Here is a 13,176-nt window from a genome sequence, read left to right as displayed (position 1 = left end):
GGTCGCCGGAGCGCTGTGGCGATGGTCACGATGGGACAGGCCCGTGGCCGGGTGCGAGTTCGGGCAGTGGGCGTTGCATCCGGAGCAACTGGCGCACCGCCAGGACGAGCGCTGCCAGGATCACGAGCATCGCCGTGAGGAACCACGGCAGGATGAGCGTGAACGAGTCGCGGGTCAACGACCAGAGAGCTGTGCCGGCGATGTCCACCGGCGGAGTCATCGTCACGTGGCCTCGGAAGAAGGTCCACTGGCCGACATCTTCAAAGGTTGCCCTCAGGGTGCGTGTCTCCCCCGGTGCGAGGTTGGCGACCTCGACCTTGTCGAGAGTCCGGACGGGCAGGTTGATCGCGTTGTCCAGCCAGAACCGGACGCTCGAGGTGATCGGGGCGGTGCTGACGTTCTTCATCGTGAACTCCAGGGTCAGGTCCCCGCCCGCCGGCCCGATCTGCGGATCGGGGAACACGGTGAGCCCACTGACATAGAGGAAATCGTGGATGTTCGTCGGGTCCACGCTCATACCGGCAGGCCCATCCGTGGCAGCCTCGGCGCTCGCGGGAGTCGCGGTGAGCCCGGCAATCCCGACAATCCCGACAATCAAGGACATTGCGATGAGGGTCACGGCCGTGAGGCGGGGCGCGGCAGTGGAGGTGAGCACAGTCAAGTTAGTCCATTCGAGGTTTCGGCGTGCTGGACGCAAAGCAAACGACGGGGAAACACGATCTCGCGTGGGCGCCGAGGCGTCCACACATCCAGCGCGTCGTCGCCGGCGAACGCCCGAAGGCCACGGGACAACGCGTCCCGTGGCCTTCGGACGTACGGTGTGCTGTCTACTTGTCAGCGCGGCGGAAGCGACGCGCGATAATCACGCCGGCTCCGGCCGCAAGGGCGAGCATGCCCGAAGCCAGCAGCGGGAGGGTGTTGGCGGTTCCGGTCGACGCGAGATTCCCGTCGGCCTTGGTGGCCGCGGCGACGCGCTCAGACGAGCCAGGCACCGAGTTGCCCGACGAGCCGGACGCCGAGTTGCCCGACGAGCCGGAGTTGAGGCCCGGGGTCACAGCCGGTACCGCAGTCGGCGTCGGCGTCACGGTCGGCGTCGGTGTCGGCGTCGGCGTCGGCGTCGGCTTCGGCGTCACGGTCGGCGTCGGCGTCGGAGTCGGCGTCGGAGTCGGAGTCGGCGTCGGCGTCGGCGTCGGCGTCGGCGTCACGGTCGGCGTCGGCGTCGGCGTCGGCGTCGGCGTCACCGGCACATCGGCCTGCGGCAGGAATGTGAAGGCGCCGGTGACCGGAACGACGCTGATCGTACGGAAGAAGGCGGCGGTCACTGTGACACCGGAGTTCATCGTGCACGCGATGCCCAGGCTGTAGTTTCCGCCGGCGTTCCTCGCCGCGGTCTGGGAGTTATTGATGAGCGAGATCGGTGCGAGGGTCGGATTGAGCACGTTGCGCGTCGCTCCGTTGAACGCGAGCGGCGCGTACGCCTTCCAGGTGAGGACGGTTTTTTCGGTTCCCGGGGTGGCCAGGAAGGCGAAGATATTCGTTGAGTTCGCCGGGCAGGTGAACTCGCCGTTGATGTCGCCCTGAGTGGAGGAGCCGAAGAGGTCCTCCTTCCAGCCCCAGACGTAGCCGTCCGACTTCTGGATGGCATCCGTGTCGTACATGTACATGGGAGCGGCAGAACCATTCGTCTGCGTTGCGGCTGTCGCGGCAGTCGCCGCGGCCGTGGCTCCGGCGACCAGAGCGAGCGAAACGACGCCGGCGGCGGCGAGACGCGTCTTCTTGTTGAGTTTCATGTATTTACAGTCCTGTTCTTGGATCGGAGGTCACTTGGAGATTCGAACGGCGGTGGTGGTCGAGGGTGCGAGGATGCCGAATTTCTTCTTCAGCGAACCGGCTTTGGCGGCAAAAGTCGTCTGCGAGTTCGTCAGGCTGGCGCTCTTCGTCGGATCGAGCAGGTCAGCCAGCGTCGAGTCGTAGGCGGCGTTCGTCGGGTCGACTCGTGCGTACTGCACGACGAGGTACGTGTCGCGTCCCCAACGCGAGTCCGCGTAGTAGGCGGCAACCGGGGCCATCGCGGTGCCGGTGCCCGTCACGGGGGTGGTTCCTGCCACCAGGGAGCCCAGGACCGTGGTGTCCTTCTTCTTGGGGAAGCTCGCACCGGTGTTCATGGCGACCCAGCGGGACACCGACATGGGCGCGACGGTGTTGATGCCCAGGTCGGAGGCGTCGTGCTCCTGACCCACGGTGACGCAGGAGCCCAGGGTCGAATCGGTGACACCGATCTTGGACATGAAGTCCTTGCGCGTTCCGGAGCCGGCCTGCGGGATGACCGGTGTGACCTTCACGCCGCCGAGGGTGGTGACGCTGCAGGTGTAGAGACTTGTCATGGTCGCCGTGTCGATGGTGCCGATGCCGGCTGCCGTGGAAGCAGTGTCGTAGACGTAGGCGATCGCGTCGCGCCCGAAAGGCACCTGAATCAGGCTACCGGCCGGGTCGACCGTGCCTGATCCGGACGAACGGGCGATGTCGACCTGCCCCGTGATGACGACGCCCGCGGGCCCGCCGACGGTACCGGAGGTGTACGGGGAGCCGTCAATGGAACGGAGCAGGGCGGTGCGCCCGTCGCCCGAGCCATTCGGGCGGCCGAAACGCACACCCGAGGACTTCGTCGTGATGAACGGGGTGCCGGTCGCGTCGAACGAGCCGATGCTGTTTCCGTTCGCTGTCGAACGAACCGACGCGCCCGATAGGCCCGAACCATTGGCCAGGGCGCTGACAACGTCCTCGAGGGTGTCGGAACCGACGATGGAGTAGCTGTTCGAGACGGGCTCGGCGCTAGCCGGGCTGACGATGACAAGGCCGGAGATGGCCACGCCGACAGTTGCGCAGAGCGCAAGAGCCTTCTTGGTGTTCACTGGGGTGCCTTTCGAGGGTGATGCAGGAAACGGACCCGGGTGGGTCCCTCTTTTCTCAGCGCTACGGTTCGAAGCGGGAAACCCGCGCGAAGCGTCAAGTCGGGCGCGCATCAGGATCGTCTCCGAACGCGCGAAATCAGGGGGACGCCGGCGGCGGCGAGCAGGCCGGAGAGCAGCCCGGCCGGCACCGCCGCGCGCACCGGCCCCAAGGCGGGGTCCGCGGGCGTCGGCTTTGCCACCAGGGGGTCGGCGACGGCGCCCGCGGCGGCCGGGTCGACTGCGGCGTCGGCCACCACCGGCGCGGCCTGGGCCTGGGCCTGGAACGCGGCCGATCCGTATGTTGACGGGGACGGCACAGAGGCCGGCAGGTCGACCGCAGGGGCGGTCTCAGGCACGGTCGTGGTGACGACCGGGCTGCCGCCCTGTTCGATCACGGTCGCGGCGGCGAGCGCCTGATCCACCCAGCTCTTCGGGAGCGGGGTGTAGCCGCGCGGCAGTTGCCCGATCTCCGTCCCGGGTACCTGGCCTGCCCCCACCGCGTACCGGATCAGGTTGGCGTAGACGGCCCGCTGGGCGGCATCCGTTTGCAGCGGATTCAACGCAGCATAGACCGGCATCGTCATTGGGTACGCTGTGGCCGCAGCCTTGGCGCTTGGGTTCGCCGGGTCGTATTCGAGCACCTCGGGGTTTGCGCTGGTCGGCACCATGGCGGCGGAGGCCGCGAGCATGGACTCCGGCGATGGCGCCACGAACGAGCCCGCGGAGTTCTGCAACGACGCCGTCACCGTTTGGTAGCGCGCGGCCGCGGCCGCGGTGGTGACGCCCAGCACGCGCTGGTCGCCCACCAGGTTGCGCACGCTCTTGCCGAACTTCGGCGGGACGCTGGTGGGGTTCCAGTCGCCGAGCTCCTGCCCGTCGCCGCGCAGGGTGAGATACGCGCCGCTCTCGAAGTCGCTGGTGTAGGGGCGCCAGGTGACCAGGTTCACCGCCGCTGTTCCGGTGCCGGCAGCGGCTGCGGGCCGCTCCATCGGATCGGCCTTCGGAAAATTGGTGCGGGGAAGCATCATGGCCGTCCCCGACGGGTTGACAGCGGCATTGGTGGACGACCAGGGGTTCACTTTCATGCCCCACGCGTCGGGCGTTCCGTTCAGGAATTCGACGGCGGCCGGGTCGGAGAGGACGTAACGCCACAACTGCTGGGTCTCGTCGGATCTTCCGGACGGGAGAAGCATGTCTCCCAGGGACGGCCCGGTCAGGTCCTGGTACTTCCATTCATCGTCGTTGACCGCCAGGAAATCGGGGTCGACCGTCAGGTTCCGTGCGTTCGAGCCAGGGTTCGCGGAGTCGGTGTAGCCGAAGAATGCGAGGGACGCCGACGTGGCCGGCGCCCCGGAGGGCAGTGAATCGAGATACGAATTGGTGAGGAGTTTGGCGACCAGGCGAGGGGTGAGGTTCAGCGACGTGAACGCCTCGGTATTCCGGGCTTTGTATTCCTGGGGAACGGCGCCCACCGGTTTCACCCGACGGTCGATGGAGAACGAAACCGCGACACCGCTGAGGGCGATCGGTGCGTACGCGACGGGATCCGGCCCGTCGGTCTGCAGGGGGCGCGAGGTGAGAGCCAGCGGGCTGGGTCTCGTGAGGCTCGCCGCGGCAAGCGCATCCTCCTCGTTGCCGATGCTGAGCGCGAACGAGGAACCCGTCGCCCCGGTGCAGAGGACGGGTTGCCATGACCCGATCGCCGCGGCGACGAGTTCGCTGCCGGAGAGCTGTTTCTCCGCCGAGCCGATGGCGCAGCGCTGGCCGATGGGCTTGAAATCCAGCTTGACGGCCACGCTGTGTTTCCAGGAGTCCCACAGCAGACCGGACTTGGTGATGTAGGACTCTCCCGCGTCGCTTTTTCCGCGCGGGATGACGACGAGCCAGCAGGATTTTCCGGAGACAGAGCCGTCCGCGGCGGTCACGGGCGTGCCACAGCCGAGGCCCGGGGACTGCATCGCGGTCTGGACCTCGAATTTGACGGAGCCGTCGCCACTGTCACTCGATCCGGCCCAGGGCACCTCATTCGTCGTGTACTGGGTGTAGAACTCGTTGGTGGCCAGGTCGACGCCGGAGACGCCGTCGGGCAATGTGACCCCTGTTTCGGACGGTGACCCGGTGGCCTTCTGCACGAGACCCGTCAAGGGGTCCACGACATGGTGCGTGAGCACGTTGGCGGAGTCGGCGAACACCGAGGAGATCGAACCGCCCGTGGATGCGCGGTAGGGAATCGCGGTGAACGCCGGAATGGTGAACCCGTTGGCCGGCGATGTGTACTGCGCGTCCTGCGGGGCCACCTGGTCCTGGCTGACCGCGGAGTCGCGGGTGGACGCGGCCTTGCCGGGGAAGCCGCCGTACAGGCAGGTCGTGCGGTCCGGGCGGCTGGGATCCGTCGGGTCGTCTCCCCAGCACTGCGCCAGCTGGAGGAAGTCCTGGCCTCCAGAGCTGCCATCGGGCCGCTCGGACTTCTTGCCTCCGCTCCAGTTGACGACGATGCCCTGGGAAACGAGGTCTTCGGTCTGGGACACGGTGACCTTGAGATCGGGGAAGGGAGCGGTGGCGACGTCCGGGTCGTAGCCCCTCGACGCGACCGTGACCGCCGTCGACGTGTCAGCGGATGCCGCCGAGGGGGCCAGGGAGCCGAGCGCGGCGACACCCACGCCGACCAGCAGACCGACGACGACTCCGCTGGCGCCGGCGCGGGCCCAGAGCGCATTCTTCGGGGCGAACGTGAGGCGCTTCACTTGGTTCCTGCCTTCGCGACACGCGGTTTGAACCGACCGGCGAGCACCGGCGGCAGCACCGCGGCGGCCAGCAGGAGAAGCCCGGCGACGAGCATGATCGATTGCTGGGCGCCCCACCCGCTCTGCGCCAAGGTGAAGGGTGCGGCCATGGCGGTGCCGACCACACCGGTTGCCGCGGCGCCGACCGTGGACACGAGGGCGCCGTTTTCGTCATACACGGGCGCGGCCACCGGGCCTGATGCCGCCTCCGTTCCGCCGGGCGCTGCCGCCGCCGTTCCTCCGGACCGTGCTGGTGCGGCCGTTCCCCCGGCCGCTGTCGCGGCGGGCGAGCCGGCCGCGCCACCGCCCGATCCGCTACCGGACACTGCCGTGTCGGCCAACGCCCCGGCGGTGCCGGTGGTGCACTGGTTGGCCCCGACCTTGTCGCAGGCGGCCGGTTGGAGAGCCGTGGTGGCGAGCAGGTTGCTCGACGGAGAGTCACCTGCTTTGAATGTCGGGTTGTTGCATTTGTTGATGTCGACGCCGCTGACATCGGCGCCCGGCACTCGCTTGATCTGGTCGAACCCGGCCAGCACGAGGTTCATCGGCAGGGGCGAGTAGCCCAGGGCTTCGGCCTGCTGCTGCCCCTCGCAGAGCATGTAGTTGGCGAAGGTACCGAGGGTCAGGCCCTTCTTGGCGGTGAAGACGCCACCGACTTCGGTCGGCACGATCATGTAGGAGTAGCTCGCGAGCGGGTAGGTGCGGGGGTCCGCGTTGTTGTACACGCCGTCCAGGATCTGGGTGAGGTAGGTCGGTCCGGGTGTGGTGTTGATGGTTGCCTTCAGCAGTGCGACTGCCACGGAGTTGGCCGTGGGCTCCGTGTAGTAACCCGCGGCGTTGAGCACCTTGGCGACGGGGAAGCCGGAGTTCTTGGCGTACGAATACTCGACGTAGGTGATCGCACCCTCGCCGTAGTCCTGGCTCACGTAGCCGGCGACGCCGGAGGATGCGCTCTGCGCCTTGGCGTTGCCGTAGGTGGGGAACTGAGAGGTGAGCCCGCAGGGGGCAGACCGGCCGACCTTGGTGCAGAAGGAATTCCAGAGGGCCGGGTGCTGCTTGGACATCCACAGTGTGAACTGCGCCGTGGAGCCGGAGCCGTCCGAGCGGACGACGGGCACGATGCCCTTGTCGGGCATGGCCAGCCCGGGGTTGTCGGTCGCGATGGCAGGGTCGTTCCATTTCGTGATGGCGCCCGTGAAGATCTTGGTGATGACCTCTCCGCTGAGTCGGAGGTTGGTGACTCTCTTTCCACCGATTTTCAGGTTGTACATGAACGAGGTGCCACCGGCCACGATCGGCATGTAGGCGTAACCGCGGGCAGGAACCTCGGGGGCTGAACCGTCCTCCGGGGCGGTCTGGAACGGGATCTCGCTGACGGCGAAGTCCACGTTGCCCGCGACGAAGTCACGGCGCCCGGCCGACGAGCCGACACCGGAGTAGTTCACCGTCATCGCATAGTTATGGGCGACATTCTTGCGCCACTGGTCCAGAGCGTTCTGCGACCAGGTCGAGCCGGTGCCGGTGATCTGGTCGTAGCTCGCTGCCTGTGCCGCTGGCGTCGCGGAGACGCTCAGCAGAACAACGACAAGGGCGAACAGGGCTCGGATTGAGCGAATCCGTCGGGTTTGCGGCGTCACGAGGACGTCTCCTTCGTGGTGAGGTCGGTCGGTGAACTGGTCGGCCGGGGCCGTGAATCGGTATCGGTGATCCCCGGGATGAGGTCACCCCGTGCGCTCATCCGTTGCAGGTCTCGTTCCGAGGCGGCGACGACGCGCAGTTGCCGCCGACGGGACAACTGGCCGGGACCGCTGCCGCCGATGAGTCGAGCAATGGCGAAGAGGGTGAGCACCAGGAGGATCAGGACGGCGGCCGTGCCGAACCCTCGGGCGATCATCGTGGGCTCGGGAGACTTGACGAAGTCGAAGACCTGCAGCGGGAGGGAGATCATCGGGCCGGCGAAGGGGTTCAGGTTGGTCACCGCGGTGACACCCGAGGTGAGCAATACAGGGCTGGTCTCGCCGATGCCGCGCGCGGTGCCCAGGATCACTGCCGTTGCCAGTCCAGGCCGGGCGGTCGGCAGCACGACGTACCAGATGGTGGCCCAGCGGGTGGAACCGAGGGCGTAGGCGGCCTCCCGCAGGTTGCCGGCGACCAGGCGAAGCACGATATCCGAGGCCCGGATGACGATCGGGAGCATCATGACGGTGATCGCCATGGCCGCGGCGAAGCCTGACCGCTGGTGCGTGATCAGCACGATGATCGCCGAGTAGACGAACAGGCCGGCCACGATGGACGGCAGTGCGGTCATCGCATCCGAGATGGTGCGCACGAACCGTGCGAACCGGCCACCGACCTCGTTCAGGAACAGGGCGGTCGTGATGCCGAGCGGAATCGTGATCGCCAGCGCCATCGAAATCTGCATGAGCGTGCCCAGGATCGCGTGCACGATGCCGCCCATGTCGAGGCCGTCGAGGGGTCCGGCCAGTTCCATGCTCTGGGTGAAGAAGTTGAGATGTGGCAGGGCTTCCTGCCCGCGCACCAGAGTGAACGCCACGACGAAGACCAGGGCACCGAAGAGCAACACGCCGGCGCTCGATAGCAGCACCGCCATCACCCGGTCCTTGACCTCCTGCGCGTCGCTATTGAAGCTCACGAGCAGGGCGTAAAAGCCGAGGAACGCCAGGAAAGCCACGAGCGCCCAGCCCACACCGCCGGAAAGTGGAGTGACCCAGCCGAAGAGGAGCACCGCGACGGCGATTCCCGCGGCGGCGGCGCCGACAACGTTGAACCGGTCGTCGAGCCGGGCGCCCCGCACCCGGCGTCTTGGTCCGATCGGGGTGCCGTCCGAGGCTGGGATCGTCGTGGTGCCGATGCCGGTCGTCGTGTGGGTGCCGGTCGCGGCGTGCGTGATGGTCGGTGCGTGCGTGATGGTCATCAGTCGCTCTCTGCCCCTGAACGGGACCGCGCGACGATGGACGACGCGGTGAAGTTGATGACCAGGGTGATCAGGAAGAGAACGAGGCCTGCGGCCATCAGTGCGGAGAGGCCGAATGAGCTGGATTCGCCGTAGCGGAGGGCGATGAGCGCGGAGACGGAGTTGGTGCCGGTCTTCAACACCTCCCAGTTGATCGTGAAGATCGGGGAAATGATCATGTACACCGCGATGGTCTCGCCGAGGGCACGGCCGAGGCCGAGCATGGTGCCGCCGATGATGCCGCCACGACCGAAGGGCAAGACGACGGCCTGGATCATGCCCCAGCGCGTCGACCCGAGCGCGAAGGCGGCCTCGCGCTCACCGATCGGCGCCTGGGAGAAAGCCTCGCGCATGACCGAAGTCTGGGTCGGAACCACCATGAGGCCGACCACGATGCCGGCGATGAAGGCCGAGGAGGTGAACGCGCTCGCCTCGGTGAGCGCCTGCCCACTGGCATCCGCTACCCGGAACAGCGGGATCCATCCGAAATACGCGGAGATCCAGGCTGCGACCGGGATCACGTTGGCCTGCAGGAAGAACACTCCCCAGAGGCCGAAAACCACGCTCGGCACCGCGGCCATCAGGTCGACGAGCGTGACGAGAGTGGAGCGCATCCGGCCCTGGGCCACCTCGGAGATGAGGAGGGCCGTGCCGAGAGCGAGCGGTACGGCGACGCACATCGCTATCACCGCGATCGTAATGGTGCCGAACAAGACGGAGGCGATGCCGAACTTCTGCGACTCCGGCGACCAGTCCTGCTCGGAAAGAAAGCTGAAGCCCGCGACGCCGAGGGCCTCCGAGGCGCGCAACGACAGGAAGACGCCCACGGCGAGCATGATCGCCACGGTGATGCAGCCGGCGGAGAAGGCAACCGAACGGAAGACCGAGTCCGAGGCCGAGGGGCGTGCTGTCAGGGAGCGGCGCGCGGACGAGTCCGGGTTCGCCGGGTCGACCGTTGGCGGCTCGACCGCGAGCGCGTCGAACAGGGTCGAAATCGACATAGGGATCCTGCACATTCAGGGGTGTGGGGAGCGGAACGCGCGGGAAGATGTCACGTCCGAGAGATATGTTTGAGCCGCTGGGTTAACATTGAGCGTCGATTTGTCCAGCTAGAGGTGGACGCGGGGTGGAGAGTTGAGCCGGCGTGACAGCTGCCGTCAACGGAGCTGATCAGCCGGCCGGCACGGCGTACGAATTCGCCGTCGCGGCCACCGTGTCCACATAGGAATCGACGTGGTTGAACGCGAATACGGCGGTGCGCCACCGCTCGGGCCGGGACAGCTCGCCGTAGTGGCAGAGGTATCGGCCGGCGGCCAGGGCGGCATCGTCGATCTGTTGCGGGTCGTCAACGCCATCGCCGTTGCCGTCGGCGCCCCACCGCTCCCAGGTCGCGGGAATGAACTGCAGGGGTCCGACCGCACGGTCCCATTCGCTGCTGCCGTCCCAGGCTCCGCGGTCGGTATCGCTGATCGCGGCGAAGGCGCTGCCGTCGAGTGCGGGGCCGAAGATGCCCGGGAGGGCGGTGCCGTCCGCACCGAGCGCGGATCCGTCGTGGGTGCCGTGTCCGGATTCGACGCTGCCGAGGGCAGCGAGGGTATTCCAACCGAGGTGGCAGCCCGACTGTTCGGCCGCCAGGGCCAGCGAGGCCCCTGCATAGCCGAGCAAGGCGCGCATCGGTATGCCGGTCTCCTGTGCGACGCGGGCGGCCCAGACCGGGTCGGCAAGTGCCGCATTGCCGACGAGTAGAGGCGGAGCCACCGGAGTGGCACTGGCCGCGGACGCCGGCTCGGCTTCGGGCAGCGGTGTGGCAATCCCTGTGGGCACGGTCGTGATGACCACCGCCGCGGTCCGCGCGACACTCGCCCGCACCCTCTGGTGCCTGGAAACCGGGTACCAGCAAGCCGAAGACCAGCCAGCCGAGCACAGACAGGCCCCCGACGGTGGCGATCATGGGGGCTCCGCGGCGCTCGAGCACGGTCACCAGGACAGGGCCCGTTCCTCGTCGGAGAGCACTCGCTTGCCGCGCTGCCCTGCCTCGGTCGCGTGACGGGCGTCCGCGGCGACGATCGCGCTCTGGAAGGCCTCGATGGTCCCGGCCGAGGCTTCGCGGCTGGTCGACGCTGCGCCGTACCAGCGTCCTGCGGTCATCACGACAACACCATCGACGCTGATCACCCAGCCGTGCGTGCCGGCCCGGGGACCCGTGACAACCGTGGCGACCATCGAATCGCACTGGCCCTTGAGCTCGAGAACGTGGGCTCGCGCACTGGAGAAGGTGACGTAGACGGAAGAGCTGCGGCCGAGCTCGCGGCTGTTCGAGGCAAGCAGGCGCCAGATTCCGGAGTGCCGCGGCACTCCCGTGACCGCGGGGCCGGCGCGGTGCCCGTCAGGTATGGCGACCGCCCGAACCGGAGTGGCAACGTTCTGCACGCTCTCGCGGAAGGCCACCCAGCCGTGCAAGCGAGGGTCGGCGGCGGATTTAAACGCCGAGAAGACGATGCTCGGGTTCGGCGACACGGTGACTCCCTGGGCAAGGATGGGGCAGCGAAGGGGGCACGATGACGTGTAACCGGCTCGGATGGGCCGACCCCGCGAGTACTTTCGAGCCNCGATCCGGGGAAATCACCTGAACCGGAGGTGAACGAGCAATGACCGCCGTCGTAACAGCTCGCGAAAGATACCCCGCACTCGGGGGGGGGTGGGGCTACCGGCGGAATGCCTTCCGCGCCAGCCAGTTTCCGAGGAACTGCACCAGTTGCACCAGCACGATGATCAGCAGCACGGCCGCCCAGGTCACGACCGGGTTGAACTGGCGGTAGCCGTAGAGCAGCGCGAAGTTTCCGAGGCCGCCGCCCCCGACGTAGCCGGCGACCGCGGACATGTCCACCAGCGCCACGAAGATGAAGGTGTAGCCGAGGATGAGCGGACCGAGCGCTTCGGGCAGCAGCACCGTGAAGATGATCCGGATCGGTCCGGCCCCCACGCTGCGGGCCGCCTCGATCACGCCGGGCGTCACGGTGAGCAGGTTCTGCTCCACGATGCGCCCCATGGCGAAGGATGCCGCGAGCGAGATCGTGAAGATGATCGCCGCGTTGCCGATGCCGGTTCCGACCACGACCCGGGCCAGCGGCTGGGCGGCGGCCAGGAAGATGATGAACGGGATCGGCCGCACGATGTTCACGAGCAGGTTGAGCACCACGAAGACCCCGCGGTTCTCGAGGATGCTGCCGGCCCGGGTCAGGTACAGGCCGAGCCCCACGAGCAGGCCGCCGATCCCGCCGAAGAAGAGGGTGAGGCCGACGATGTAGAGGGTCTCCCCCGCGGCGATCCAGAGTTCGGGCATCAGGTCGATCAGGCTGTCCATTTCAGCGCACCTCCGTCACGGTCGTCAGGGTTCGAACCCGGTCGAGGGCGGCGTCGATGGCCGCGTCGCCCGCGGCATCCGTTGTCCGCGGCGCGGCCAGGGCGAGCGTCAGGTGCCCGAAGGATCGGCCCTGGATCTCGTTGATGCCGCCGTAGACGACCTCGAAGGTGACGCCGGCGTCGGCGAACTCGCCGAACACCCGGGCCTGGTCGACGCTGCTGTCCCGGAACGCCAGTGTCACGAGGCGGCCCGGGTGCCGCCGGCGCAGCACCGCGAGTTCCGACGAAGAAGGGAGACCCTTGACCACGGTCGAGACGAACCGGGCGGATGCCGCCTGCTGAGGGTTCGAGAACACGTCGAACACGTCGCCGCGCTCGATCACCCGGCCCTGGTCCATCACGGCGACCTTGGTCGCCAGGGTCTGGATGACATCCATTTCGTGCGTGATCACGATGATGGTGACCCCGAATTCCTTGTTGACCCGCCCGAGGAGGTCGAGCACTTCGGAGGTGGTCTCCGGGTCGAGCGCGCTGGTGGCCTCGTCGGCGAGCAGGATGCTCGGCTGGCCGGCCAGGGCCCGCGCGATGCCCACGCGCTGTTTCTGGCCGCCGGAGAGCTGGTCGGGGTACGCGCCCGCCTTGTCGCCGAGCCCGACGAAGTCGAGCATCTCGGCGACCCGGGCCCGGCGGGTCTCCTTCGACCGGCCGGCCACCTCGAGCGGGTAGGCGACGTTGGCCGCGACAGTTCGGGACCCCAGCAGGTTGAACTGCTGGAAGATCATGCCGATGCCCAGCCGCACCGGGCGCAGCTCCCGTTCAGGAAGGCGGGCGATGTCCTGCCCGTTGATCAGGATCTCGCCCGACGTGGACCGTTCGAGGGCGTTCACGAGCCGCACCAGGGTGCTCTTGCCTGCCCCCGAGTAGCCGATGATGCCGTAGACGTCGCCGGCGTCGATCGTGAGACTGACCTTGTCGATGGCGACGACCTCGGCCCCGCCCCTGGTCGTGGGCGGGTACACCTTGCTCACCTCACGAAGTTCGACAACGGGGCTGGGGGCAGGCATGGAACGTCCTTACTTCGCTGGCGTGGTGCTGAGTGGTGCCG

General features: G+C 67.8%; 11 protein-coding genes. All 11 read right to left on the bottom strand.

The annotated features are described in order from the left end of the window. Positions 1–25 precede the first annotated feature (25 nt). The 11 genes from E3T23_RS02415 to E3T23_RS02360 all read right to left on the bottom strand — a co-directional run bounded on the left by E3T23_RS02415 (position 26) and on the right by E3T23_RS02360 (position 13,135). On the bottom strand, positions 26–604 hold the full coding sequence (locus tag E3T23_RS02415; protein WP_166806169.1) for a putative periplasmic lipoprotein: 579 nt from the start codon (positions 602–604) through the stop codon (positions 26–28). 223 nt (positions 605–827) lie between these two features. Continuing rightward, positions 828–1,790 (bottom strand): LPXTG cell wall anchor domain-containing protein, encoded by a 963-nt coding sequence (locus tag E3T23_RS15415; RefSeq protein ID WP_194085925.1) that lies wholly within the window; start codon positions 1,788–1,790, stop codon positions 828–830. A gap of 30 nt (positions 1,791–1,820) precedes the next feature. Continuing rightward, the gene (locus E3T23_RS02400) at positions 1,821–2,912 is read right to left on the bottom strand and encodes a hypothetical protein (RefSeq protein WP_134368815.1); all 1,092 of its coding nucleotides are present in this window, start codon (positions 2,910–2,912) and stop codon (positions 1,821–1,823) included. Positions 2,913–3,022: 110 nt separating this feature from the next. Continuing rightward, on the bottom strand, positions 3,023–5,695 hold the full coding sequence (locus E3T23_RS02395) for a hypothetical protein (protein WP_134368814.1): 2,673 nt from the start codon (positions 5,693–5,695) through the stop codon (positions 3,023–3,025). Continuing rightward, complete coding sequence (gene pstS / locus E3T23_RS02390; protein ID WP_198416165.1) at positions 5,692–7,371, bottom strand: phosphate ABC transporter substrate-binding protein PstS; 1,680 nt, start codon at positions 7,369–7,371, stop codon at positions 5,692–5,694. Before pstS ends, E3T23_RS02395 begins: the two co-directional genes overlap by 4 nt. Continuing rightward, positions 7,368–8,669 (bottom strand): phosphate ABC transporter permease PstA, encoded by a 1,302-nt coding sequence (pstA, locus tag E3T23_RS02385; protein ID WP_134368813.1) that lies wholly within the window; start codon positions 8,667–8,669, stop codon positions 7,368–7,370. The genes pstS and pstA overlap by 4 nt, the downstream gene beginning before the upstream one ends. Continuing rightward, positions 8,669–9,709, bottom strand: coding sequence for a phosphate ABC transporter permease subunit PstC (gene pstC / locus E3T23_RS02380; RefSeq protein WP_134368812.1), 1,041 nt, complete (start codon positions 9,707–9,709; stop codon positions 8,669–8,671). Before pstC ends, pstA begins: the two co-directional genes overlap by 1 nt. Before the next feature lie 169 nt (positions 9,710–9,878). Then, complete coding sequence (locus E3T23_RS02375; protein ID WP_241977532.1) at positions 9,879–10,532, bottom strand: lytic transglycosylase domain-containing protein; 654 nt, start codon at positions 10,530–10,532, stop codon at positions 9,879–9,881. 153 nt (positions 10,533–10,685) lie between these two features. Beyond that, the gene (locus E3T23_RS02370) at positions 10,686–11,225 is read right to left on the bottom strand and encodes a hypothetical protein (RefSeq protein ID WP_134368811.1); all 540 of its coding nucleotides are present in this window, start codon (positions 11,223–11,225) and stop codon (positions 10,686–10,688) included. Between the two features lie 187 nt (positions 11,226–11,412). After that, on the bottom strand, positions 11,413–12,072 hold the full coding sequence (locus tag E3T23_RS02365) for a methionine ABC transporter permease (RefSeq protein ID WP_134368810.1): 660 nt from the start codon (positions 12,070–12,072) through the stop codon (positions 11,413–11,415). Position 12,073: 1 nt separating this feature from the next. Further along, positions 12,074–13,135, bottom strand: a complete 1,062-nt coding sequence (locus E3T23_RS02360; RefSeq protein WP_134368809.1) for a methionine ABC transporter ATP-binding protein — start codon at positions 13,133–13,135, stop codon at positions 12,074–12,076. Positions 13,136–13,176: the final 41 nt, after the last annotated feature.

This window comes from Cryobacterium cheniae (assembly GCF_004403395.1).
GTDB classification, from domain to species: Bacteria; Actinomycetota; Actinomycetes; order Actinomycetales; family Microbacteriaceae; genus Cryobacterium; species Cryobacterium cheniae.
Note: the sequence above shows the minus strand (reverse complement) of the source record. Positions and strands in the feature narration are given on the sequence as shown.